Source organism: Pseudoalteromonas sp. SG41-1 (assembly GCF_014164575.1).
GTDB lineage: Bacteria > Pseudomonadota > Gammaproteobacteria > Enterobacterales > Alteromonadaceae > Pseudoalteromonas > Pseudoalteromonas rhizosphaerae.
On the sequence record NZ_JACJFL010000006.1, the window covers coordinates 119,993 to 145,804 of the forward strand.

Annotated in this window: 23 protein-coding genes; 8 read left to right on the plus strand and 15 right to left on the minus strand. The window is 40.6% G+C overall.

Translation table 11 applies throughout. The features are described 5' to 3' along the window. Positions 1–31: 31 nt before the first annotated feature. Positions 32–1,162 (plus strand): ribonuclease D, encoded by a 1,131-nt coding sequence (gene rnd / locus H5203_RS06485; protein WP_145235687.1) that lies wholly within the window; start codon positions 32–34, stop codon positions 1,160–1,162. An 84-nt stretch (positions 1,163–1,246) separates the two neighbouring features. Here the strand turns inward: rnd and H5203_RS06490 are convergent, their stop codons facing one another. From H5203_RS06490 to H5203_RS06520, 7 genes are all read right to left on the minus strand, one after another. Next, entirely contained in the window at positions 1,247–2,119 is an 873-nt protein-coding gene (locus H5203_RS06490) for a sugar phosphate isomerase/epimerase (protein ID WP_145235683.1), read from the minus strand. A gap of 73 nt (positions 2,120–2,192) precedes the next feature. Further along, positions 2,193–2,954 carry a gluconate 2-dehydrogenase subunit 3 family protein gene (locus tag H5203_RS06495; RefSeq protein WP_145235681.1) on the minus strand — a complete coding sequence of 254 codons (762 nt, stop codon included), beginning with the start codon at positions 2,952–2,954 and terminating at the stop codon, positions 2,193–2,195. Between the two features lies 1 nt (position 2,955). After that, on the minus strand, positions 2,956–4,635 hold the full coding sequence (locus tag H5203_RS06500; protein WP_182819510.1) for a GMC family oxidoreductase: 1,680 nt from the start codon (positions 4,633–4,635) through the stop codon (positions 2,956–2,958). 2 nt (positions 4,636–4,637) lie between these two features. Beyond that, positions 4,638–5,330, minus strand: coding sequence for a DUF1080 domain-containing protein (locus H5203_RS06505; RefSeq protein WP_182819511.1), 693 nt, complete (start codon positions 5,328–5,330; stop codon positions 4,638–4,640). A 37-nt stretch (positions 5,331–5,367) separates the two neighbouring features. After that, entirely contained in the window at positions 5,368–6,582 is a 1,215-nt protein-coding gene (locus tag H5203_RS06510; RefSeq protein WP_145235670.1) for a sugar MFS transporter, read from the minus strand. A gap of 18 nt (positions 6,583–6,600) precedes the next feature. Beyond that, on the minus strand, positions 6,601–7,653 hold the full coding sequence (locus H5203_RS06515) for a sugar phosphate isomerase/epimerase (protein WP_182819512.1): 1,053 nt from the start codon (positions 7,651–7,653) through the stop codon (positions 6,601–6,603). 3 nt (positions 7,654–7,656) lie between these two features. Further along, on the minus strand, positions 7,657–8,817 hold the full coding sequence (locus tag H5203_RS06520) for a Gfo/Idh/MocA family protein (RefSeq protein ID WP_182819513.1): 1,161 nt from the start codon (positions 8,815–8,817) through the stop codon (positions 7,657–7,659). A 163-nt stretch (positions 8,818–8,980) separates the two neighbouring features. Between H5203_RS06520 and H5203_RS06525 the strand changes: the two genes are divergently transcribed. Then, positions 8,981–9,706: an AraC family transcriptional regulator gene (locus H5203_RS06525; RefSeq protein ID WP_149980390.1), complete on the plus strand. Its 726-nt coding sequence runs from the start codon at positions 8,981–8,983 to the stop codon at positions 9,704–9,706. Here the strand turns inward: H5203_RS06525 and H5203_RS06530 are convergent. After that, positions 9,703–10,578: a BadF/BadG/BcrA/BcrD ATPase family protein gene (locus H5203_RS06530; protein WP_182819514.1), complete on the minus strand. Its 876-nt coding sequence runs from the start codon at positions 10,576–10,578 to the stop codon at positions 9,703–9,705. The two genes, H5203_RS06525 and H5203_RS06530, sit on opposite strands and share 4 nt — an antisense overlap. After that, a complete protein-coding gene (locus tag H5203_RS06535; RefSeq protein WP_182819515.1) occupies positions 10,571–11,311 on the minus strand; it encodes a copper homeostasis protein CutC in 741 nt (246 codons plus the stop codon). The genes H5203_RS06530 and H5203_RS06535 overlap by 8 nt, the downstream gene beginning before the upstream one ends. A gap of 399 nt (positions 11,312–11,710) precedes the next feature. Here H5203_RS06535 and H5203_RS06540 point away from each other — a divergent pair, with 399 nt between their 5' ends. The 3 genes from H5203_RS06540 (at position 11,711) to H5203_RS06550 (ending at position 18,818) form a co-directional block, all read left to right on the plus strand. After that, positions 11,711–14,695 (plus strand): TonB-dependent receptor, encoded by a 2,985-nt coding sequence (locus H5203_RS06540; RefSeq protein WP_182819516.1) that lies wholly within the window; start codon positions 11,711–11,713, stop codon positions 14,693–14,695. Positions 14,696–14,853: 158 nt separating this feature from the next. Then, positions 14,854–17,703, plus strand: a complete 2,850-nt coding sequence (locus H5203_RS06545; protein ID WP_182819517.1) for a discoidin domain-containing protein — start codon at positions 14,854–14,856, stop codon at positions 17,701–17,703. A 116-nt stretch (positions 17,704–17,819) separates the two neighbouring features. Then, positions 17,820–18,818 (plus strand): isoaspartyl peptidase/L-asparaginase family protein, encoded by a 999-nt coding sequence (locus H5203_RS06550; protein ID WP_182819518.1) that lies wholly within the window; start codon positions 17,820–17,822, stop codon positions 18,816–18,818. A 222-nt stretch (positions 18,819–19,040) separates the two neighbouring features. On the opposite strand, the gene minE is transcribed toward H5203_RS06550, so the two are convergent. Genes minE through minC form a run of 3 tightly spaced genes read right to left on the minus strand, consistent with a single transcriptional unit; the run spans position 19,041 to position 20,831 of the window. Continuing rightward, positions 19,041–19,310, minus strand: coding sequence for a cell division topological specificity factor MinE (gene minE, locus H5203_RS06555; protein ID WP_145235646.1), 270 nt, complete (start codon positions 19,308–19,310; stop codon positions 19,041–19,043). 1 nt (position 19,311) lies between these two features. Further along, on the minus strand, positions 19,312–20,121 hold the full coding sequence (minD, locus tag H5203_RS06560; protein WP_145235643.1) for a septum site-determining protein MinD: 810 nt from the start codon (positions 20,119–20,121) through the stop codon (positions 19,312–19,314). Positions 20,122–20,126: 5 nt separating this feature from the next. Next, complete coding sequence (gene minC, locus H5203_RS06565) at positions 20,127–20,831, minus strand: septum site-determining protein MinC (RefSeq protein ID WP_145235640.1); 705 nt, start codon at positions 20,829–20,831, stop codon at positions 20,127–20,129. A 169-nt stretch (positions 20,832–21,000) separates the two neighbouring features. Between minC and H5203_RS06570 the strand changes: the two genes are divergently transcribed. Next, positions 21,001–21,282 (plus strand): YcgL domain-containing protein, encoded by a 282-nt coding sequence (locus H5203_RS06570; RefSeq protein WP_145235637.1) that lies wholly within the window; start codon positions 21,001–21,003, stop codon positions 21,280–21,282. A gap of 4 nt (positions 21,283–21,286) precedes the next feature. Further along, on the plus strand, positions 21,287–22,303 hold the full coding sequence (locus tag H5203_RS06575) for a lytic transglycosylase domain-containing protein (RefSeq protein ID WP_182797812.1): 1,017 nt from the start codon (positions 21,287–21,289) through the stop codon (positions 22,301–22,303). 270 nt (positions 22,304–22,573) lie between these two features. Here the strand turns inward: H5203_RS06575 and H5203_RS06580 are convergent, their stop codons facing one another. The 3 genes from H5203_RS06580 to H5203_RS06590 form a co-directional block, all read right to left on the minus strand. After that, on the minus strand, positions 22,574–23,035 hold the full coding sequence (locus H5203_RS06580) for a hypothetical protein (protein WP_257326615.1): 462 nt from the start codon (positions 23,033–23,035) through the stop codon (positions 22,574–22,576). Between the two features lie 308 nt (positions 23,036–23,343). Then, positions 23,344–23,574, minus strand: a complete 231-nt coding sequence (locus tag H5203_RS06585) for a hypothetical protein (RefSeq protein ID WP_220495289.1) — start codon at positions 23,572–23,574, stop codon at positions 23,344–23,346. 455 nt (positions 23,575–24,029) lie between these two features. Then, entirely contained in the window at positions 24,030–24,638 is a 609-nt protein-coding gene (locus H5203_RS06590) for a TetR/AcrR family transcriptional regulator (protein WP_145235634.1), read from the minus strand. A gap of 94 nt (positions 24,639–24,732) precedes the next feature. Here H5203_RS06590 and H5203_RS06595 point away from each other — a divergent pair, with 94 nt between their 5' ends. Further along, positions 24,733–25,614 (plus strand): SDR family oxidoreductase, encoded by an 882-nt coding sequence (locus tag H5203_RS06595; protein WP_182740933.1) that lies wholly within the window; start codon positions 24,733–24,735, stop codon positions 25,612–25,614. Positions 25,615–25,812: the final 198 nt, after the last annotated feature.

Sequence of the window (25,812 nt, forward strand, 5' to 3'; positions counted from 1 at the left end):
ATATGTCGGCTTTTTTATTGTAGGAGATTAAGTGCAATATCAATTGATCCAAACCCAAAATCAATTAAATGAGTTTGTAGAGCAGATCCGTAACAAACCCATCTTAGCAATTGATACAGAATTTATGCGTCGTCGTACTTTGTATCCTGAAGTTGCCCTTATTCAAGTTTATGACGGCGAACATTTAGCATTAATCGATCCTCTAGCCGAGCTATCATTGTTTGATTTTTGGCAGATTCTACGTGATCCTGCGGTGTTAAAAGTCTTGCATTCACCGTCGGAAGATATTGAAGTATTTCAAAAATACGCCGGCTTCGTACCAGCTCCCTTATTTGATAGCCAATTTGCCTTGCAATTATTAGGCAATGGCAACTGCATGGGCTTTGCTCATATGGTAAAAAATTTACTCGATATTGAAATCGACAAAAGCGAATCACGGACCAATTGGTTACAGCGTCCGCTAACAATTAAACAACTCGATTACGCTGCAGCTGATGTATTTCATTTATTACCGTGCTTTAAAATTATTATTGAACAAATCAACGACGCTGGTTTCTTTGATATTGTGATCAATGAAAGTGAGTTGATTGCACAAAAACGGGCTTATCAAACACCGGATGAACATCTGTATCGAGACATTAAAAATGCTTGGCAATTAAAACCTGCGGATCTTGCTGTATTAAGAGAGCTTGCGGCTTGGCGTCGTAACAAAGCGATACGCAAAAATTTAGCGCTTAACTTTGTATTAAAAGAGCATTGCTTGGTTGAATTGGCAAAACGCAAACCAACGAGTTTAACTGCAATGCGTAATGTCCCAGAAGTCGATAGCATCGAAGTTAACCGCTCGGGCGTTGAAATCTTAAAGTGTATTGAAAAAGCTAAAGTGATCCCTGTTGCAGATTTTCCTGAGCCACTAAGACGACTTATTGACTTTCCAAGTTATAAAAAAGTAGCCAAAGAAATTAAACAAAAAATCACTGCAGTTGCTAAAAAACAGGGCATTCCAGAAGATGTATTTGCATCTAAAAAGCAAATCAACCAGTTGATCAGTTGGAATTGGAAGTTAACCAGCGCTGAGCGTGAACAGACTCCAAAGCCCGATTTACTTAACTCATGGCGTTATGAATACTTAAAAGACACACTGAAAGAGTGGGATGTATAATTATTAAGAGTTCATAGGGACTAAGATAGTTAATGTACTATTGTTAGTCCCTACTGTTTGTGTCAGAGGGCGGAGAAAGTTACTTTATTCGCCCATTTTAGCGAGGATCTTATCTAAATTAACTTTAGATTTAGCCACGCTTTGCATTGGTGTTAACCCATTCGGGTATTCTTCTTGCTCTACGACTAGCCACTGAGTGGCGCCATCAACAATCAATGTTTCAATTATTTTTTGCCATGGATAATCATTTTCACCTAATATAGGACTTAAGCCATCGTTAGGATGGGTGCGAACTTTTAAGTGGGTAGCCAGGGTTCGTCCTGGGTATTTTTTAATGAAATATTCAGGATCTTTTCCTGCATAATGTACCCAACCTATATCAAGCTGCAGTGGCAGGGTATATGGCGTATTACTGGCAATAGCGTCCCAGTATGTCGCGTTTTGGAATTGATTAAACTCCTTATTATGGTTGTGAAAACCGATGTGCATAGCATAGCGCTGAGCGATTTCATTAACCTGAGTGAGTTGTTCGGTCAGAGAGGTGATTCCTTGTGGCTGCCAAGCTCTTTCATCCCAAGGTACAAATAAAATCGAAACACCAAGGGTTTTATAAAACAATAATGTGTCTGCTAAGGTGTCATCCGTTAAGGAATCAAAGCCGATATGTGCGCTACTAGCGACTAAATTTAGCTTCGCGAGTTTGTCCTTCAGTGCACTTGGATTGTTCTTATAAGGCCCAAAGTCACCTGCAAATTCCACACCTTGAAAGCCCATATCAGCAATAGATGAAAGGGTGCCATCAAAATCCGCTTTTAAGGCATCTTTAACAGACCAAAGCTGAACACTAACGGGGAGTAGTTGTTTGCTTGTTTTTGCATAGATAGACAGCGAGTTTAAAACACAAAAAATAAATAGAATTGAAATAACATAATTAAATAATGATTTGATTTTGAACATAAAAAACACCTACGAGGAAAAGCAGGGAATTGCTCCCTGCTTAGGGCTGGGCTAGCTAAAAAATAACTTAGCGTTAACTGGCAACTGAATCTTGATAAGCATACTCAGTCAAACCCAGTTCAGCTAAAACGCTATCTAAATGGGCTTTTGCTTCGTCAGTAGGTCCTGGGTAATCGCCTGCAATAGGCACATTGCCTAAATAGCCAATATCTTTACAACCTTGCGGTGTACAAAAGTAGGCACCAAGTACAAGGTTTTTAAAGCGTAAAAAAGCATTACCAATGCGTTGAAACTGCGCAGGAGTTTCATCATCAAAATAAGCAATATCATTTAAGATGGCTGTTTGTTGCTCTTTTTTCAATGCGACAAATGGTGCTTTATAACGCAGCACTGCCTCATCATCGATCCATGCTAAGCCGTGTAAAATAGTAACGCGGTCTTTTTGTTGACCGTTATAAGGTGAGCTTACCCACTCATCAATCACACTTGGTACATTTACCTCTGTTGCACTTGGGTTGTTACCTTCGCTAGGCACGATATAATCGGCTAACACCGCAACTAAATTTAATTGTGCTTGAGTTAATGTCAATGGCCAAGGTGATTGTGGTGGCATAACCATATTGGGATCAGTGCCATAACCTTTAGCTGTTATAGGTTGTAAATCTAAGTCAGGCCAATGTCCTTTATCACTAATTTTCTCTTCTAACGCTTTACTACACCCTGCTGAAAGTGATACGGCGGAACCTGCGGCTAATAAACCAAGCCACTTTAACGATTCACGCCGTGTCATGCCGGAAATATATTTGTATGAGTCAACACGATCTTCATTATGCATGTTACAGCGCTCCTTGTTCTATTTGTTTGGCTATCCAGGTTGAATTACGCATTGCCAATGTCATGATGGTTAATGTGCAATTTTTATGTGGATTAGAGGCAAATACCCCAGCATCCATCACAAATAAGTTGTTGCAATCCCATGTTTGGCCCCATTGATTGGTCACTGAATCCTTTGCTGAGCTACCCATGCGAGTGGTGCCTACTTCATGAATGATCTCGCCACCTTTTGAAATTGCTTTTTCAGCAGCAGGTAATTTGCCCACAGTAGCTCCTAGATTTTCAAGGATCTGTTTCGCTGTTTTTAAGCCGTGCTCAATTTGTTTTAGCTCACGATCTGACCATTTGAAATGAAATTTCGAAACCGGAATGCCCCATTTATCTTTAACATTTTCATCAATTTCCATGTAGGTATCATCGTTGGGGAGCATTTCTCCGCGCAGCGCAAAGCCAACATAAGATCCATAGGCATCACGAACTTGTTGTTTTAGTTCAATACCATAACCACGTTTATCGCCAGAGACTCCAGAGCCAGGTTGATTAAAACCGCTACTGATCTCAAAGTGATAACCACGAGGAAAATCAAGCTCACCTTTGGCATGTGCTTTGTGTCCCCACCAAGGAATAAATAAATGGTTCCCAGTGTGGCCATCTTCGTTATAACGTGGGCGACCTTTTAATGCTGGAACTTGCGCACCAAGCCAAGCACCGGTTGAATCCATTAAGTTACGACCTACTTGGCCACTTGAGTTAGCTAAACCTTTGGGATGCTTGGCGTGTTTTGAATTTAGCAAAATACGTGCGGATTCGCAGGCACTAGCGGCAAGGATCACGATATCTGCTGTTAGTGTTTTTTCAGCTACGGTTTGCTTATCTATATAAGTAACACCCGTTACTTTACCGTCATCATTAACAGCCACTGATTTAACCATTGCATCAGTAATTATTTCTAAATTCCCAGTTGCTTTTGCCATAGGTAATAATGAGGTTGTAGTTTGAAACGCCGCGCCGATTGAGCAACCATGGCCACAAGGTGTTGCATAAAAGCATGCCATACGATCATCTTTTGGCCGAGTTAATACTGCTCTGTGCATAGGCACGGCTGCGATACCCAGTTTTTTCGCACTGGCAGCAATAAGTAACTCAGGAATTCGCGGCGTTGGTGGTGGCTGTAATACCCCAGGTGCAGATGGCGGCATATCATCAAGGCCGGTATTGGTGCCGCAAATACCCACTAGTTCTTCCGTGATGTCGTACCATGGTGCGATATCATCATAAGTGAAAGGCCAATCTGCGCCGTTGCCATCTTGGCTCTTACCTTTAAAATCATGTTCACTAAAGCGTAATGAGTAACGTCCCCAGTGATTAGTTCTTCCACCTAGCATGCGCGCACGCCACCAGTAAAAATCAGTGCCTTTGGCGTTACTGTAAGGCTCATCAGGAACTTGCCAGCCACCATCGACGGTTGCATCGTAAAAGCCAAAGTTTTTGTCTTTATTTCCTGCGCCCATTAAAGGAGCTTCACTGTTACGGCGAAACATTGGGCTTTCTTTTTTTGGATCGTAATCACGCCCCGCTTCAAGTAATAATACTTTATGGCCTAGTTTAGTTAAGGTATAAGCGGCCATTGCGCCACCTGCGCCGGAGCCAACAACCAGTACTTTATGATCAAATGTAGACATGCTTATAGTTCCTTAATTTTTATATTTTTAAACCACACTTTGTCACCATGGTCTTGAAGACCTATATGTCCTTGCTCTGCCGCAGCAAAGTTACTCCAAGTAGCAAATTTGCTATTTGCGACAAGGGTATTCCATGTTGTGCTGCCGATTACTATGCTTAATGTACTTATGCCATTTTGCCAAACCTGCAAGTGTTTATCTTGCATACGAATACGAACACTATTCCAATTATTGGCTGGTTTATGCGCTGTTGTCGGGGCTGCAAACAGATCGTAAAGAGAGCCAGCCAAGTGTGAGTCTATTTTGTTATCTGGGTGCTCTTCGTTATCAATTATTTGAATTTCAGGGGCGTGAGAATAAATCATACTGCCAATTTCATCTGCCAGCACAAAAATACCGCTATTCCCTTTAGTTGAAATTTTCCAATCTATTTGTAAATCAAAATTGCGATAGACTTTTTTCGTGAGTATGTCGCCGCCGCCTTTAGTGAGTAACATTGCGCCATTGTCTATGGTCCATTTTGGGCTGAGTGTCTCACTTTTAAAATTGCGCCAGTGCGACATATCTTTGCCATCGAACAGTAATTGCCAGCCAGCTGATTGTTCTTCTTTAGAAAGTTGGTTATCGGGTGTCTTAGCAAAAGCACTGCTACTAAAAGCCAGTGCAATTGACAACATCGAGATTGATTTAAGCATATAATACCCCTTATTTTTTGTGTGTTACTTGTTATGACTAAACGTATTTCTCAACGTTTTTATTTTTTGTTATAAACAGATGAAGACCAATAAATACAATGATCAGTACAATCGGAAAAACCAGTAGATTTTGTAATACAGCTTGTCCTGCGAGCACTTCAACTTGTTCTACACTGACACTAGTTGTTTGTGCTTGTGTTCGCGCATTATCAATCCAATGGCCTATGACGGGGTTCCAGATACTCATTGCAAACATGCCAGCTCCACCAATTAACGACATGCCAAGTGCACCTGTTTTTGGGGCATACTCAGCGACACAACCGATCATGGTTGGCCAAAAATAAGTAACGCCAACGGCAAATAGTGCTGCGGCAAGGTAGATGGTATTACCTTGCGCTTGGCTCATTAAAAATATCCCTAGTGTTGAAAAAATGGCTGAGCCCAGTAGGACACCCGATGGACTAAAGCGGTGCACAATCGGGCCCGCAAAAAACCGACCTAATGCCATCAATCCGGTGATCAAAGCTAAAATAACCATAGGCGAAGCGCCTGACGAGCCAAGGATTTGCTCAATCCATTGCTGTGTGCCAAATTCGGTGACTGCTGTCAGTGTCATGCAAATAATGAGAAACAAATACAGCGGCGAGAGTAAGTGTTTTAAGTTGCTGGTGGTTGAATTTTGCTGTGTATCAAACTGTGGAAATTTCGCTTTAAGCATCATCACACCATAAATAATGGTGGGCACAAGGATCAGCGAAACTTGCCATTGCCAGCTGAAGCCAGCGGATGTCATTGCATTTGAAGCTAATGCACCAATTACGATCCCGCCAGGAAACCAAACATGAAAGCGGTTTAACATAGTGGTGGTGTTTTTAGGATACATTTGGGCGATCAGTGGATTACAACCGGCTTCAACCGATCCATTGGCAAAGCCAATTAAAAAGGTAGAGATCAATAATCCCCAAAAACCATCTGCAGTGATAGTTAAAATAAGTCCGCCTAGGTGGCAAATAAACGCTAATGCAACCAACTTTTTAGCACCAATCGCGTTATAAATGATGCCCCCGAGCATGGTTGCAACCGGAAACCCTAAAAATGCCATGGCATTTACCCAGCCTAGCTGTGTACCAGTGAGGCCGAACTGCTCGCCTAGTTGTCCTAAAACGCCAGCCCTTATTGCGAAAGTCATTGATGTGACAATTAATGCAATGCAGCAAAGCCGAAAAATAATACGATTATTGTTGTTATTCATTGTGTGTGACCCTGTTTATTAAATACCTAATATCCGCTTATTTCGCTGATCATTTGTGTCCATTGCGCTAAAGTCATCAAATGCTTTAGCCGTAGGGCGGATCAAATGCTCTTTTATAAATTGTGCGCCTTCTTTCGCCCCATCTTCAGGATGTTTAATGCAACACTCCCACTCTAGAACTGCCCAGCCATCAAAACCATATTGCGTTAATTTGCTGAAGATACTTTTGAAATCAATTTGGCCATCACCTAAGGAGCGAAACCGACCAGGGCGGTCTTGCCAATCTTGATAGCCACCATAAATACCGCTGCGACCATTTGGATTAAACTCTGCATCTTTGACGTGAAATGCTTTAATACGATGGTGATAAATATCAATAAATGATAAGTAATCAAGTTGTTGTAAGATGAAATGGCTGGGATCATAAAGAATATTTACCCGAGGATGATTATTTGTCGCAGCTAAAAAGCGCTCAAACGTTACGCCATCATGTAAATCTTCCCCTGGGTGAAGTTCATAGCAAACATCCACATCCATTTCATCAAAGTAGTTGAGGATTGGTAGCCAGCGTTTCGCAAGTTCTTGGAATCCTTGCTCTACCAGTCCTTTTGGACGCTGCGGCCAAGGATAAAAAGTATGCCAAAGTAGTGCTCCTGAAAAAGTCACATGGCTTTTCAAGCCCAAATTTTTACTGGCTTTAGCGGCCATCATTAACTGATTGATGGCCCATTTCGTTCTGGCTATAGGGTCACCGCGTAGTGCTTGAGGGGCAAAATTGTCAAACATTTCATCATAAGCCGGATGAACGGCTACGAGCTGCCCTTGTAAATGAGTTGATAACTCTGAAATTGTAAGCCCTGCCTGTGCAGCAATACTAGTCACTTCATCGCAATAATCTTGGCTTTGGGCTGCTTTTTCTAAATCGAAAATACGAGAATTTGCAGTCGGTAGCTGAATTGCTTTGTAGCCTAAATTTGCTGCCCACTGACAAATAGTGACAAAGCTGTTGAAAGGAGCTTCATCGCTGATGAATTGTGCTAAGAAGATCGCTGGACCTTTAATTTGTTTCATTTTTTATCCAATTTTAAATGGTTGCCACTTAGTGTCTTTGCTCGACGCTGCTACAGCATTTTCTATAAATGCCATTCCGCGAATTGCTTCTTTAATACCAGGCACGTCGAAGTCACTGTTAGATGCTGAGTATCCGGCTTTTTTTGCGTGAATTTGTTTTGCAAAATTGACATAGATATTGGCAAATGCTTCAAGGTATCCTTCTGGATGGCCTGCAGGTGTTCGCAGTGAATTTTGTGCCGCAGTACTTTTTAGGCCAACACCTGCACGTAATAGGGTGGTTGGCGCGTTATGACTTTTGAGCCACAAACTATTTGGTTCCATTTGTGACCACTCAAGACTTGCTTGATCGCCATAAATACGCAAATTAAGATTGTTTTCTTCTCCTAATGCAACTTGGCTAGCAAGAAGAACTCCCTTAGAGTCGTTGTTAAAGCGCAGTAAAACGGTGCCATCATCATCGAGTGTTCTGCCTGCAACAACATGATTTAAGTCAGCGCATAGTGCGGTGATTTCTAGGCCGCTCACGTATTCAGCTAGATTTGCAGCATGCACTCCTATATCAGCTATACAACAACTAATACCGGCCTTATCAGCATCTAAACGCCATTTGGCTTGTTTGGCATTTTCATCTTCGCTGGTGGCAAGCCAACCTTGGCTGTACTCAACAATAATTTTACGAATAGCGCCCAGCTCGCCATCAGTAATACGTTGGCGCGCTTCTTTAATCATCGGGTAACCAGTGTAGGTATGAGTTAATCCATATAAACAATCACTGGCTTGCAGAGTTTTTTCTAATAACAGCGCTTGTTCTAAATTTAGGGTGGCTGGCTTATCTGATAAAACGTGAAAACCTGCTTCAATCGCACACTTTGCAATTGGGAAATGCAAATGATTTGGCGTCACTATTGCCACAAAATCAATTCGTTGATCGGCAGGTAACTTAGCTTCTTCGCTAAACATTTGTTGGTAGCTGTCATAGCAACGAGTTGGATTTATTCCTAGCATTGCAGCAGTAGCTTGGCTGCGTGTTGGATCTGAACTAAAGGAGCCTGCGACTAACTCAATTAAGCCATCTAAGCGTGCAGCAATGCGATGGATTGCACCAATAAATGCACCTTGTGCACCACCGACCATCCCCATGCGGATTTTGGCATTATTCATGAAAAAAGCTCCATGTCAGTAATCGTCTACTGAGTTTAGTTAATATCATGTTATTGATAATAGAGAATGAACAGCGTAAGGGATAATAAAAATTCGGTTGACAATGCAATAAAATCGGCGTTTTATGTATTATTATAAATTCATATTTATAGAATATATTATTATGGAAGTGCAAGGGATCATAAATAAAGCGGGTGTAAATCAACTGATCGCGGCATTTGATTTATTACCTGATATTTTGTTCTGGGTGAAGGATTCTGAGAGTCGAATTCTGTACGCAAATCAACATTTTATTGAACATCAAGGGTATAAGTCATTAGAGCAAATTTTACTGAAAACTGATTTTGATTTTTCATCCAAGCACTTAGCATTTCAGTACGTCAATGACGATAAACGTGTAATGAATGGCTATGTTGTTACTGATCGTTTGGAGCTAAACCAAACCTCAAATGGTGAATTGGCCTGGTTTTCAACGTCCAAAAAAGCAATTTTAGCTGACGATGGTCAAATACTGGGCACCTATGGCGTTACACGGCATTTACAAAAAACATCAAAGGCTTTGTCGCATGTAAGAGCGATTGAAGGGCCAGTAAATTATATACGTGAACACTATCATCGCAATATCTGTATTGAAGAACTTGCCGAGCTTGCTCATTTATCGGTAAGTGCGTTAGAGCGGCGATTTAAAAAACATTTAGCAAAAACACCTAATCAATTTATTAACGAAATACGTTTAGAAAACGCACGTAAGCTACTTGTTGAAACTCGTTTACCAATTTCACAAATAGCCTATCAATGCGGTTTTTCTGAGCCTAGCTATTTTAGTAAACAATTCAGACGCTTATTTGGTGAGATCCCTTCGCAAATGCGCGACCAAATTGAGCCCTAAGCTAGCCGTTTAGCTAATTGAATAGCGCCTTGCTCGGGTAGGTAATGCGCATCACATAGATAACCTTGTGCTTTGGTAGATAACCAAGGAGTAATTTTCTCGGCTGTACCTCCCATTAATGTAATGTTGTGATAGCCGAGGCTAACTAAATGATCGATATAACGGGTAATATAGCGCGCTGCTTGCTCTAAAATAATAATGGCCCAAGGATCATCTTGCATTGCGAAAACTAAAGGCGCAAAACCGGCAAAGTAAGCGGGTCTTGCATTGAGTGCTAATTCTGTCAGCTGGTTACTTGTATCACAATTAAGCTGTGCCAATAAGGTATTTATTAATGGGCTTGAGGGGGATAAGCCATCTAAAACCTCTAATGCATAACGAAATAAAGTTAAACCAATCCAGCCTCCGCTTGCGCCATCACTTAATAATAATCCATGGCCTCCTAATTCAATAACGTTACCGTTTTTTATTGCTCCAGCACAAAAGCCAGTGCCTAAAATAATAATCGCACCACTGTTATCACCATGGGCACCTTGGCAGGCTATGTGTAAGTCAGTTGAAAAGTTAAATTGTGCAAATGGATGCTGCCACTGTGCCATCTTTTTATTTGCACCGGCAATGCCAGCGCCAGCGAGTCCTGCATAGGCATAAATTGCCCCAAGTGTTGATAGCCCTAAACCAGCCTGTTGTAATGCGTGTGTTGTTGCATCAATAATGGATTGCTGCGCTACTTCAACAGAAGTTGCAATATTTGCTGCACCGCTTACTGCCTCAGCAAGTAGGGTGCCTTGTGCGTTTTCAAGCCTGACTCGGCATTTTGTACCGCCGCCATCAATACCTAAATACAGCGGCGGTTGAAAGTGGTTAGTCATTTTTAGCCTGCTCGTTAGTTCGTTGATTTAAAATTGCGTTAATTAATAACGGATCCACCCAGCCATCCTTGTTGTGTACACCAGAGTAGGCATGTAGTGACACTAAATTATTGTTGGCAAGTTGCCAAAGTGTACTTGCATTATCAGTGGTTACGCCACCACCAATAACAATTTCTATATGATCATTGGCGTGGCTAATGATTGTTTGTATATGATTAAGACCTTGCATAACACCTTTATCATCAGTCCATTTAGTGCCATTTGTGAGAATACGATCAATGCCCAGTTCAGTTAATAGGCCAATTGCCTGTTCGCTGTCTTCTATACAATCAAAAGCGCGATGAAATGTCGTTGCTAAATTATATTTATGTGCGCAGGCAATAAGCGCTGTGGTAGCTGCGATATCAACGTCATTGGCGTTTAGCGCACCAAAAACAACACCGGTAGCACCTGCGTGTGCCGCGTGTGCTATTTGTGTAAGCATTAGCTTCAGTATTGTTGCATCAACAATAAATTGATTCGCAACAGGTCGTATCATGATAAGCAACTCGCCTTCTGAGGGCATTGCATGAGCTGCGATAGTCATTGCTGTCGCACTAGGAGTGAGACCTTCAAGTTGCATTGTGCTGCAAAGTTCAATTCTAGAGGCACCAGCTGTAAATGCGGTTTTTACATTATCAGCTAACTGAATATGACTATCTGCGTTTAAACAGACTTCTAAATTTTTACGCATTGTTTCGTTCCAAAATACCCGCGATGTTGTTAACAATAAAATATTTAATAATATTAGATTATAATAGAATAAATAAAATTCATTTGTAAATCATGTTCTTATTTTTGTTTTTTAACTTTTCATGAATATGGTAAGTGTTTTTATATGCCATTAATTTAAGTTGACGACTATAAACTAGCTCAGCACTAATTGGATCTTTTTTTAACCTTAACGCCGATTTTGTTCTAGAGGCAACCGAATTTCTATTATCACTTTCTTCGACAGAACCCTATTCTTGAAAAGCAGTTTAACAAGCTATTAACTCAGATATGAAACGCCTTAAAGTTTATTGGCACGGATTATCGTGGGTTTTAAGTTACTAAATACAATCAATAGCACACAATAATACTGGAGATAAACATGACCAATAATAATAACAGTCGTGAATCGGCGGGTCTTGCTCGGCGATTTAAGAAATCTGCATTGCTTCTAGCGGTGATGGCAAGCTGTAATGGCGCATACGCACAAGATCAACAAAATGAACAAGAAAGCGATCTAGAAGTAATAGAAGTCAGGGGGATTCGCGCCTCGATGGCAGAAAATTTAGCGATTAAGCGACTGTCCAATTCGATTGTTGATGCAATCACCGCAGAAGATATAGGTAAATTTCCAGATAAGAATGTGGCCGATTCTTTACAACGAGTACCTGGTGTTGTGATATCTCGCAGTGGTGGTGAAGGCGAGAATGTTAGTATTCGTGGGTTGTCATCTGATTTAACCCTCACTCAACTTAACGGTAATTTTATTGCTTCATCACCGGGTTCTCCATCTCGTTCTTTTAGCTATTCTTTACTGCCTTCGACTATGGTGCAATCGGTTGAAGTTTTTAAATCATCAGAAGCTCGCTTAGATGAAGGCGGTGTAGGTGGTACGGTTATTCTAAATAGTCGTACGCCATTGGATATGGATGCAAACTCTGGTGCATTTAATGTTGAATACACTTATGCTGATGTAACAAAAGAGTATGAGCCTAATTTTAGCGGTGTGTATTCTTGGAAAAATGAAGATGAAAACGTTGGCTTTTTACTCGGTTATACTAAGCAAGATCGTACTAACCGCTCTCTGACTGGAGATATGTCAGGCGGAGGTGGTTGGCGATGGGCAACGGGGAGCGAGCAGCCAGCAACTGATGTAAATGGCAATGAAATTACTGACAGTACTCGGCGTTTTGGGGCGTTAGAAGATGCGTATGGTAATTCCTATGATGGTGTATGGGCACCGCAAGTTGCCGGTGTGGGCATTACTGAGGAAAAGCGCGAACGTGTTGGTGTGCAAGCGACAATGCAATGGCGACCAACAGATAATTTAGAGCTGACATTTAATCACTTTCACTTTGAATTAGGTCAAGATAGAACTACTTCACAACTGATGATCCCTGAATGGAAATATAACCCTGACTATTTAACCGGTGTAATACTTGATGAAACGGGCTCTATTGTTACTGGAATGGATTTCACCAGTGGTGCAGGCGGTAGTGAAGGCAATTTAGAGTTTCCTTGGATCATAGGTAGTTATACAAAAGAAAAAGATACTTCAGATACGTATGACTTTGCATTTGAATATGCAGGTGATGTCTTTGACCTTAAAGGCAAATTTGGTCGTACGAAGGCAAGCGGTGGGCCATCGGAGTCATTTAATGCAGCGTATAAAAGCGGTCAGCCTGGCAGTCGTAGTGATTCAGGAAAAAATGAAAATGCGGCATCGTTTGCAGGTTGGCGCTTAGGTGAACGTGTTTCTTTATATGCAGATCCAGCATTACTTGCGAATTTACAAGCAGGTATTGCAGGTGATCCTGATCCAGGTTCAACAGGCTCAAGTTTCATTGTCAGTGACTTAAAAGAAGACTATGGTCAACTTGATTTAGATTACCATGTTGCTTATGGCATAGTTGATACATTGCGTGTGGGAGTTAAGCATCGAAAAGCAAGTCTGCATCGGGAAACCAATAATACATTTTTTATTACTCAAGATGGTGCCGATCGCATTGCTAGTGGGGAACTTGATCCATTCAGTCAAGGTGCAATAGATGAAGTTGCCTATCAGTGGATTGGTGGCATGCCAAACCTTGAGGATGTATTAAATAATGAATCGGAACAAAATATTGCGGGTGGGTTTGAAGTTAATACTATGCCGAGTATTAATTGGCAGCAATATCGGGATATTGTTACTAATGAATATGTTAAATATACACGCCGTGAACCCGATTTTGTTTTTGATATTGAAGAAAAAATAACAGCTGCTTATCTTCAAGCTGATTTTTCGTTTGGTGATTTTCGCGGCAATGTCGGCGTTCGTTATGTAGAAACGCAAACACAAATTATGTCTTCAGACAAAATAAACTACTTTTTAGATGATATAAATGATGCGACCGGTGAAGATATTCTTGGTGATGAGCGTTTGGTTGATGTTGAAACTACCACATTACGCACTGTCAAAGATGACAGATTCCTACCTAGCTTAAATTTAGTCTGGGAAGCGAGTGATTCTCTGGTTATCAGAGCCGCAGCTGCCAAAACTATGTCACGCGCACCTTTTAATGATTTAGGTGCACCGGAACAATTAACCTTCATATCACAAGAGTGGGCTGACGACCGACTCGAATTTAGAGGTAACCCAGTTGATCAAGGTTGGAGTGGATCGGGTGGTAATAAAGCATTACAGCCATTTGAATCTGTGCAACTCGATTTATCAGCTGAATATTATTATGGAACTGGTTCAGCGGTTGGCATCGCATTATTTAATAAGGACGTTGATAATTTCATAGTGCCTTTGATCATTACTTCAGAACGTCCATTCGATGGTTTTACAAATCCTTTTACTGGCGTTGAAATTGTTCCAGCTGGAGACATCACAGTAACACCATTTACCACCACTGCAAATGGTACTAATGCCACTTCTCGCGGAATCGAATTATTTGCTCAACATGCTTTTGATAATGGTTTTGGTATCAATGCTAACTATACCCTCAATGATACTAATCAAGCTGATGTCAGTGTTGATGGTGAAAAAGTAGGTGAATCAGCCTTAGTGGGCAGTGCCGATGATCAATTCAACTTTTCAGCTTACTTTGAAGACGATAACTACAGTGTTCGGGCATCTTATAACCGCCGTGGGAAAATGGCCTTAGGATTAGCTGATGGCTTAACTGTATCCCAAGAACCTTATCAACAAGTTGATTTAAATGCGTCATACAGCGTGATGGAAAATTTAGTGCTCTCGGCATCGGTTATTAATTTAACAAAAGAAGAGTCACGAACATTCTATGGTGATGATAGTAAAGCGCGACTTCGCAGTAGCAGCTATAGCGGTCGCCGGTATTATGCTGGACTAACCTATCGGTTTTAATTGTTAAGGTTTGGCTAAAACGTTTTATCAACAGGCTAACTAAGCACTTTTTAAAAAGAGTTTTTACGTACTCAGTGACAAGTTATAACCGTTTAATAAAACAAAATGAATACGGTTAGTTAGCGTGTTATCAACAGCTGATTTTAAAAGGCAAAATTATGAATACACTAAATATATTTAAACTTGTAGGGACCTCACTTTTAACTGCAAGTTTACTTAGCGCATGTGGTGGATCAAGTAATGACCCAAAAGTAGATAATGTACCAGTAACACCTGATGTTACACATGCTGAAATTGCAGGGACAATAATCAAAGGTGTTTTATCAAATGCAGATATCGCCGTTACTGCGCTCAATGGTAGTAATTTAACAATAAACAGTGCCAGCAATACCGATCAAGAGGGCCGCTTTTTTATTGAATTAAGCAGTGAGGCAGGTTTTGGGATCAATTCCACCGTAAAACTTAATATTTCAACCACGGATAGTTCTACAATGCAATGTGATGCGCTGCGCTGTGGTGATGCTGAATTTACACAATTAACCAGTGGTGCAGCAATTGCTGGGAGTGTATTTTCAACGTTAGGGCAATTAACGGTACCTTATGGCAATGATGCCGATGGTGTTGCAGACACAACTTTGCAAGCCAACGCATTAACAACTTTGGCGACTCAACTTGTAGAGCAACAAATTGCTGATGGTCGAAATGTATCAACTGCAGAGTTAATGGCATTAGCACAGGCGCAAATGTCTGCGTTGTTGTTGCGAACTATGGGTTGGCAAACGGGCAATACTAATGTTTTTAACATGGCAGTGATAAGTGCTGACAAGCTCGACAACTTCATACTAGGTGAAAGTTGTGAAGAAAATGATAGCGCAGAACAAGTATGCTCAACGCAATATGCAGATGAGGCAATAATTAAACTATCGTTGTTAAATGCTTCTTTTGCACAGTTTAGTGAATCTGATAATTTAAAATCAGTGATGGATAATGCGCAGCAGAATATTAGGGCTGCACTAAACGATGACGCAGATGCGCTAGCTGCCTTTCGTCAGCGTATTTATGATGCCATTAGCAGTCACCCTCTAACCACTGAACTAGGCTTAACTGCAGATTCGATAGTTGATCTGTCATTACCGCTTTTTGATGAAGCATTATCAACAGGCCCACTTCAAGAAATCACCACACAAGAGAACTTAACTGGTGCAGTATTTACAGCTAGAAACGCAATTAGTGATGCTGAAAGTGCAGCTAAAGCCTTTGATAATAACCTAGATACTAAATGGCTTGATCATAATGATTGGTTGGGGGCACCAAGTGAAGCATCACCTTCATGGATACAAGTTGATTTTGCAAAGCCACAGGCTGTAAATAGTGTATTCATTACCAGTGCTAACGATGCGCCAGAGCGAGACCCAGAGAATTTTACCATATTGGGGTCTAATGATGGTGGAAAAAGTTGGTTTGAGCTTGCAAATATTATTGGTGCATCATTCGAGGATCGGCTTTCTCGCCAAGAATTTAGCTTCGTTAATGGACAAAAGTACCTTAGTTATCGAGTTAATATTACAAAAAATAAAAACAATGATGGGTTAGTGCAAGTTTCGGACATTCAGATGGTAGGCCCTGTTTTTACAAGTGTTGATCATACTGATATTACCAGCGGTACTACAAGTGCTAGTAATAGTATTGGGGATGCAGAAAATGCAGATAAAGCATTTGATAATGACCCTACAACAAAGTGGTTAGATCACAATGATTGGCAGGGGGCTCCAACTGAAGACAAGCCATCATGGATACAGATGGACTTTGTAAGTCCTGTAGCCGTGGATCAGTTAGTAATTGTCAGTGCTAATGATGCGCCTGAACGTGACCCAGAAAACTTTGCTTTACTAGCTTCTAACGATGATGGCACCACGTGGCAAAAACTTGCAACTTGGGTAGGAGAATCATTCGACTCTAGAGCACAGCGCAGAGCGTTTTCTTTTTCTAATCAACTAGCATTTAGTAGTTATCGTTTAGAAGTGACCAAAAATAAGAATAATGATGGTTTATTACAAATAGCTGATATCGATTTAATTGGCCCTGAATTGCCAGGAGAAGATCATAGTAAAGTTGCAGGAGCAAGCTACAGCGCACGTAATAGTATCAGTGATAGTGAAGGTGCAGCGCAAGCATTTGATAATAATGTAAATACCAAATGGCTTGATCATAACGATTGGCAGGGACCACCAACTAATGCTGATCCAGCTTGGTTGCAAGTTATTTTACCGCAAGCAAAAGCAGTTAATACACTGACACTCACAAGTGCAAGCGATGCCCCTGAGCGCGATCCTGAATCATTTACTTTAATGGCATCGATGGATGGTGAAAACTGGTTCGATATCGGTGCATGGGTCGGCGAAAGTTTTGATCAGCGCCTAGAAAAAAGAACGTTTCCTGTGGCAAATACACTCGCGTATAGCCACTACCGACTTGCTGTAACTAAAAATGCCAATAATGATGGTTTAGTTCAAATTGCCGAAGTTGGTTTAATTGGTCCTGACTATGCTTTTAAAGATCTAACTTCACTTACCGGTAGTGTATTTAGTGCCCGCTTTAGTATTGGTGATGCAGAAAGTGCAGATAAAGCATTTGATGGTGATATACAGACCAAATGGCTGGATCATAATGATTGGCAAGGAGCGCCAACAGAAGAAAATCAAGCATGGATTCAAGTTGATTTTAGTGATCCGCAAACGGTCAGCGGTCTTGCAATAACTAGCGCCAATGATGCACCTGAACGAGACCCTGAGAACTTTAGTTTATTAGGTTCAAATGATGGAGGCCAAACCTGGACTGTTGTTTCATCATGGTTAGGCGAAAGCTGGGATGAGCGTTTGCAACGTCGTTCATTTGAATTCAATAATGGTTTTGCTTTTTTAAGCTATCGTCTTAGCATTAGCAAAAATGCAAATAATGACGGATTACTACAAATTGCCGAAATCGAGTTACTCGGATTAGAAAAATAGTTTTAATTACTTACAGGTCAGAGGGCTATCCCTCTGGCCTTATTTTTAATGATTCTGAGTGGGACTTTAAATAAAGCTGCAACGATATTACTAAAATGAATAACTAGGATTTAGTCATGAATAGTAAAAGACAATTTTTAAGACAATCGATAACCGCTTTACTAGCCGTAGGAGCGAGTACACTGACGGCAAAAGTATTGGCTCAAAAACAGGTCGTTAATAAATCAATTAAAAGCTTAAATTCGCAACTTAAACCCATAGTGGTCTCAACGTGGCAACATGGTATAGCGGCTAATAAAGCCGCGTGGCAGGTACTTGCTGAGCATGGTAAAGCCATTGATGCTGTGGAAGCCGGTGTGCGAATTCCTGAAGCAGACCCAAATGTGATGACAGTAGGATATGGTGGTTACCCTGACAGAGAAGGCAACGTTACTCTCGATGCCTGCATTATGGATGAAAATCAAAACTGTGGCGCAGTTGCATTTTTACAACACATTAAGCATCCCATCTCGGTTGCCCGGTTAGTGATGGATAACACCCCGCATGTGATGTTAGTAGGTGAGGGGGCGCTGCAATTTGCTAAATCACAAGGGTTTATAGAAGAAAACTTATTAACTCCGCAAGCCAAAAAGGCCTGGCAAGATTGGCTGGTGGAATCAAAATATGCGCCCGTGATCAATATTGAAAACCACGACACAATCGGCATGTTAGCGCTTGATAGTAATGGCGATTTATCTGGGGCGTGTACCACTAGTGGCGCGGCCTTTAAAATGTCAGGCAGAGTAGGTGATTCGCCCATTATAGGAGCCGGTTTGTACGTTGATAATGAAGTCGGTGCTGCAACGGCAACGGGCATGGGCGAGTTGATGATAAAAACGGTAGGCTGCCATTTAGTAGTTGAAATGATGCGCCAAGGTATGACACCTACTCAAGCGTGTAAGGCCGCAGTTGAGCGAATTGCCCATAGGCTGGGTGATTATAAACAGTTTCAAGTCGGTTTTTTAGCCTTGAGTAAATCTGGTGAATATGGCTCTTATTGTATTCAACCTGGTTTTAATTATGCAGTTACCTCAAAGGCAGGAAGTAAATTACTTGATTCGGCGAGTATTCTTTAAGTGCCGAATTAAAGAGTTTAAATAATGCGTGGTATTTTTTTAAATATGTGCAGCAAACTATAGAACTTTATTTATCATAATGTCCTTTGATTGATACCTATAGCTAGACTAACAATCAACGACTGAGCTTTTTGTAACAGGCAATGATGTTGAACAGGAGTAATTTGAACATTAAATAAAGTAATAAAATGTGAAAAGGGCGCTCTAATAGCGCCCTTTTAGTTATTTCTTTTCTTTCTCTTCGTCAGGTAAAGTGACGTTGAGCTCTAATACCGCTAAGTCATCTTCGTTTTGATCGAATTGGACTTGAACCGCGTCATTACTGATGTTGACGTATTTACGGATAACATCAAGAATATCCTGTTTTAATTGTGGTAAGTAATCAGGTGTACCACGCTGTGAGCGCTCATGCGCAACAATGATCTGCAATCGCTCTTTTGCTAGTGACGCTGTATTTTTCTTTTCTGAGCGGAAGTAGTCAAGTAGTGACACGTTAACCTCCAAATATCCGTTTGAACAAACCTTTCTTTTCTACATCTAAGAAGCGAAATTCGACTGTTTCACCTAATAAGCGATTAATTGCATCGGCATAAGCTTGTCCAGCATCAGACTCTGTATCTAATATAACTGGCTGGCCTGAGTTTGATGCACTTAATACCGCTTGTGATTCAGGTATTACACCTAACAATTCGATAGAAAGAATATCTTGCACATCTTCAACTGACAGCATTTCACCTTTAGCTACTCGCTCTGGGTTATAGCGAGTCAGTAATAAATGTTCTTTTATGTTTTCAAGCCCTTCTTCAGCACGTTTAGATTTGCTATGCAAAATACCTAAAATACGGTCTGAATCGCGAACTGATGAAACTTCAGGGTTCGTTGTTACAATTGCTTCATCAGCAAAGTACATTGCCATCATAGCGCCGGCTTCAATTCCTGCTGGCGAATCACAGACGATATAATCAAAGTCTTTTTTCAGCTCGTTTAATACGCGTTCAACACCTTCGCGAGTTAAAGCATCTTTATCGCGAGTTTGTGAAGCAGGTAATAAAAATAATTTATCTACCCGTTTATCTTTGATAAGTGCTTGATTTAAATTTGCTTCACCGTTTATAACGTTAACAAAATCATAGACAACGCGACGTTCACAGCCCATGATCAAATCAAGGTTACGTAAACCGATATCAAAATCTATAATGACTGTTTTATAGCCCTTAAGTGCTAAACCTGTGCCAATTGCAGCACTTGATGTAGTTTTACCTACACCACCTTTACCTGACGTAACGACAATGACTTTTGCCATAAGATTTATCCTTTAACCAAAGCTGAAATTTCTAATGATTCATTTTTTTGTTGGATTTGTGCAGCGTTGCCCCAGAACTCACCTTGCAGAGAATCGCTGATCCAGTAGTTGCCATTGATAGAAACAAGTTCTGCTTCTAATTTTTGGCAAAAAATACGTGCTTCGTTGTAACCTTGTGCGCCTGCTATTGCACGACCACGTAATGTGCCATAAATATGTACATTGCCATCAGCAATCACTTCTGCACCATGGCTTACCGCACCAATGACGATTAAGTCACGGTCTTTAGCATACACTTGTTGACCAGAGCGCACTGTGCCATTGATGACTTGGGCAGGTAAGTAAACTGTTTTCTCAACAATTGAAGTATTACTCTGCTTTGTAACAGGTTCACTCTTAACGTCTTGTGAATAATTTAAAACTGAGAGCCCAGCGGCTTTGGCTTGCGTATGTTGCTCATCAGAGCCATTACAGACTCCAACAGCATTAAAGTTCATTCGTTCTAATAAAGACTTTAGATGAACAAAATCAACAAGATTATTTTTTATCTCAATTAAATTAACAACAATAGGAGCACCCTCAAAAAAACGAGGGGCTTGGGCAATTTTTATATACAGTTGCTCAGCTAACAGGTTTATATCAGTACTATAAAGATGTAAAACTGATAACGTAAAAAGATTCCCTTTTAGCTCAAAAGTTTGGTCCGACATACACGCTCAATTGAATAGTGTGATCAGAAATCAATTTTAGATAAACGCAGGCTGAATAAGGCCTGTGTTTATATGGATAAGGTGAAATTTCTAATCTAATTTTTCTAACTTATTATGACTCTCATGTTATAGTGTGCAGCACTGTTAAGCAAGATTTTATAGGGTCATAATGCTGACTGCGGTATATAAAAGTAAGAAAAAAGCGGATACCTTCCTTTTTGTAGAAAAAAGAGATGATTTTAGCAAGGTACCGGAACCTTTGATGGCTATGTTCGGTCAACCTCATTACGTAATGTTAATTAATTTAGCAAAACGAACGCATTTAGGCGGGGCTGATTTAAGTTTGGTTGAGAAATCATTAACTGATGTCGGGTTTTATCTCCAGTTACCGCCACCTGAAGCTAACTTACTAGCTGAGCATAGAAAACAAAATGGAGTTGATAGTGACTAAACATATAATAACTAAATTGGCTGCAATTTTATGTAGTGCTTGTATCAGTACATCGGCACTGGCCAAGACCCAAGCACAATTTGATGAATATGTTGCAGGTTTAAAACAAGAAGCAGCACAAAAAGGCTACGATAGTCAATTAATTGAAGATGCTTTCGCTACAGCACACTTTAAAGAAAAGGTAATTTCTGCTGATAAAAATCAGCCTGAAGTTAAAGAAACCTTAGAGACTTACTTACCAAAGCGTGTGCCACAATGGAAAATTGACCGCGCACGTAAACTATACGCTGAAAATAAAGATATTTTAGAACAAATTGCAGCCGAGTACGGCGTGCAAGCACGCTTTATTGTTGCGTTATGGGGCCTTGAAAGTAATTTTGGTAAAATCCAAGGCGGTCACAACGTTATTTCATCGGTAGTCACGCTGGCTTTTGATGGCCGTCGCGAAACTATGTATAAAAACCAATTATGGGCCGCGCTTGACATTCTAAAGGAAGGGCACATTACTTTAGATAAATTCAAAGGTTCATGGGCAGGTGCAATGGGGCAAACGCAATTTATGCCAACCTCATTTAATGCCTACGCCGTAGATTATGATAAAGATGGTCGAAAAGATATTTGGACCACCCAAGTTGATGCCTTTGCATCAATAGCTAACTATTTAAAGCAAGCTGGCTGGAATAGTGATCTTACTTGGGGTCGTCAAATTAAGTTACCACAGAGCTTCGAACCTAGCTATGTATTGCAACGTGGCACTAAAACACGTACTCAATGGTTAGAGTTTTGGGCTGATTCAGAGCGTTCACTAGCTGATTGGCAAGCTTTAGGTGTACGTAAAATGGATGGTACTGATTTACCAGCCGTAGATGTAACGGCGGCATTGGTTATGCCTGATGATATGAATGGCCGTATGTATTTAGCTTATGATAATTACAAAGCGTTAATGCATTGGAATCGCTCATATTACTTTGCCACCAGTGTTGGTTACTTGTCTGATCGCATTGGTTACCCAGCGATTTAATAAGTAATTAGGTGCTAGGCTCTAGGTAATTAGGTACTAGGGCGTTTACAGAAAGCGCGAGTTTATCTCGCGCTTTGCTTTGTAAAAAATGTATAAACTTGCAAGGGTCGGTAGGCTTTAAGTTGTATGTCCGGAGTTAAACTTGACTGCGTAGGTTGGGTAGAGTGCAGCGAAACCCAACGAAAAATCCTCTGTAAACCTGAACTAAAAAACTGCATTAATTAATAAGCGTTATATTTATTCTGTGTTGTGTTTAAAAGCTTGTTATAACTACTTTTTCACCAGTTTCAAATTATAAAAATTATCTCTGATAAACTTATAAAGCCTTAAATTTGGCCCATGTTCTATTAAATCTTTAATAGGTAAAGTCCATTCATCAAAACCTTTCATTTTAATAACCAATATGTGCATCTCAGCTTCCTCTGCATTACTACCTGCGACAGCACGCTTATGGCCAATTTCATAACGCATGGATTCTAGTCGGTCTTTATAAATAACATCAGTACCGAACACACCATCTCGAATATGTAGTTTCCCTTTGCTAATCCATGCTGCCGGCTTTGTTCCATTCTTAAACCAAAAGGTGAATGAAGCTAAGTAGCAAAGAGTAATAATTGATAATGAATACACCCATTCCAACCCAAGCTCTGCAAGTAAAAGTACCACGAAAATCATTGGTGATAGAGAGGCTAAAAATATCTGAAAATAATCTCGATTTCGAGGTAATATCATAATTAAATTTAACACCATTCCTTAGATAGTCTAGCGGCTCAACCTTCCTATTCGGGTAATTGGCAACACACTAATTATTTTAAATCGTGATAATTCCAGCAATAACTACTTTTGTAAACAGTTAATTAAACTAACGGGCATTATGGCTCGTAAGTTCCGTAAAACGACGTAACAATGTTATTGGACAAATCACATCCAGATTATTTAAAAAGCTAAACTTTAGCTTTACAGATATTTACTGGTTGTTTTGATGTCTGAAGACAAGATTTGACCCCTTTGTTGTTGACCCCTTTGTTGTTAAGGGCTACTTACCGGATTTTCCTAGCATACCCCTTTTTGACTACTCTACCTATATAGCTATTTAAGCCTTGCCCAGCTCTTGCTAGCCTATGCATTTCGTTGATGCTGGCTGCACCTGCACTTTGATTCGTGTATAGATAGACTGATCCATCTCCGAACTGAACGGTGATTTCGCCTGCTCCAATTTCGTATGCAACCACATTCGAGTTACCACCCAAGTTTTTATAACGTTCCATCATCACTTCCTCTTTAGTTGATACCACTTCGATTTGGAGCTAAAGCCCCCTTAACATTTTTATAGTGCGCGAAGGGCGGCTCTTTCGGCTCCGACCACACTCACATGTATACTTTACACAGTTTTAACAAATTGCCTAAGATATTACTATCACAAAGTTTTCTAATATCTTCAAGTAGAGCTAAATTGAACAATATACGCGCGTCGCTCATATCCTTGAATATGTGAGCAAACAACGTTTTACTACTTAATTAGCTATTATCAATAGCCGGGTATTGCTCACAGCCGAACTTAGTTAGAGCACTATGAGTTCAACCGAGCTTTGCTCTGAATATCAAATTCGACACTAACCAAAATAAATACACATACTGATGCGAATTATTGTGCTGATTTGAGTCATAAAGTTTTCTTTTCAACCTTTGTTGAAAAAATGTCTTAAAACTGAACTAGCTGACGTAGTCATTCCAGCACAGAAAAAGCGACTAATAATATCTTTTTCACCGTTTCAGGGGCCACACCTCGAGCTAGCTGTGTCGATGCATTGCTTAGCTGCGCGTCAATATAAGTAGCAACAAATTCCGATGACATGTCCACAGAAAACTCTCCCTTAGTCTTTGAACGCTCTACCCATTTCTTGAAAAAAACTAATCCCTGCTTTTCAAGAAAATCTATTTGCGCTTGTGTTTCTTTTCCCAAATGTACTCGTGATTCGCGCATTTTTATAAAAAGACAGCCATTTGGAGATTCATCATGACAATTAACTGAAGTGGCAAACGATATAAGGTTATCAAGGGCCTCTTTAAATGGAACGTCACTATTTAGCATCTGCTGCACAGGCTCTAACACTTGCTCCTGATACCTAATCAGGACAGCTTTCATCAAGCCATCTTCATTAGAAAATTCACGGTAAAGACCAGGTTTAGATACACCCGATCTTCTGCAAATTTCATTAAGGGATAAATTACCTATATTGTCTTTCCAGTAAGAATCCATTGCCACATCTAAAACATGATCGCGATCTAAGGTCTTTGGACGCCCTCTAACGGGCTTAACTGTATTTGAAATCATTTTGTACCACTCGGTATTTTAATTTGACAGGCTGTTCTTTACGGTTTATTGTACCGGCTGGTATTTAATTAGGCAAAGCAAATAGGAAAGAATAATGAACGAAACACAAAAAAGCATCGTTATCACAGGTAGCAGCAGTGGATTTGGTCAAAAGTCAGTAAAAGATTTTGCTGATAAAGGCTATCTAGTGTTCGCTACTATGCGCGGCCCTGAAGGCAAAAACGCTGCAGTTAAAGCCGAATTAGAAGCGTATAGCGATTCTATTCAGGTTGTTGATATGGATGTTACTAACGACGATTCTGTCAAAACCGCCATTGCGAGTGTGCTAGATAAAGCGGGAAAAATTGATGTGTTACTAAACAATGCTGGCGTAATGTATCTTGGCATTACAGAAGCATTTAGCATTGATCAAGCTCGCGAGCAGATGGAAACCAACTACTATGGCGCTATGCGAACCATTCTGGCAGTTTTGCCTGCGATGCGTGAAGCTAAGTCTGGCCTGATCATCAATACCTCATCAATGGTTGGCCAAATTTCAGCGCCGTATTTCTCTACTTACGCAGCGACAAAACATGCTTTAGAAGGCTACCTCCAAGGTTTACGCTACGAAGTAGCACCATTCGGCATCGATGTCGCCATCGTACAACCAGGGCCATTCCCTACAGGTCTAAGTGCATCAGGACAACAACCATCACGCACAGACATACTGGACAGCTACGGCGAATTGGCAAACATTCCTGCCGCTATGTTCGAGGAATTCGGTAAATTTATGCAGAGCGATCAAGCGCCTAATCCACAAATGGTGGTAGATGCCTATTTAGCGCTAGCAGACATGCCTAAAGGTAAACGCCCAACACGCACAGCAGTTGGTTTAGTTTGGGGTGTAGATGAAATAAACGCAGCTAAACAACCTATCCAAGATCGTGTTTTGACAGAAATGCAACTAGACAAGGTGCTAGGTGGTGTTGACGTATAATTTTAGTCATCAGGGGGCAAGTTGTTTTGCCCCTTTGCTTATCAAGTTACAATTAAATGTAAGATTAAATGAACTATTTATCTGCGAGCTTACAGGAACAACTTATCTTTTTATTCACCACTGAGAACACCGAGGCGCTTCGCGCTGCACAGAGTAAAAATTTTTGGACTTTTATTTACTTCTTGCTGAACTCTGTGG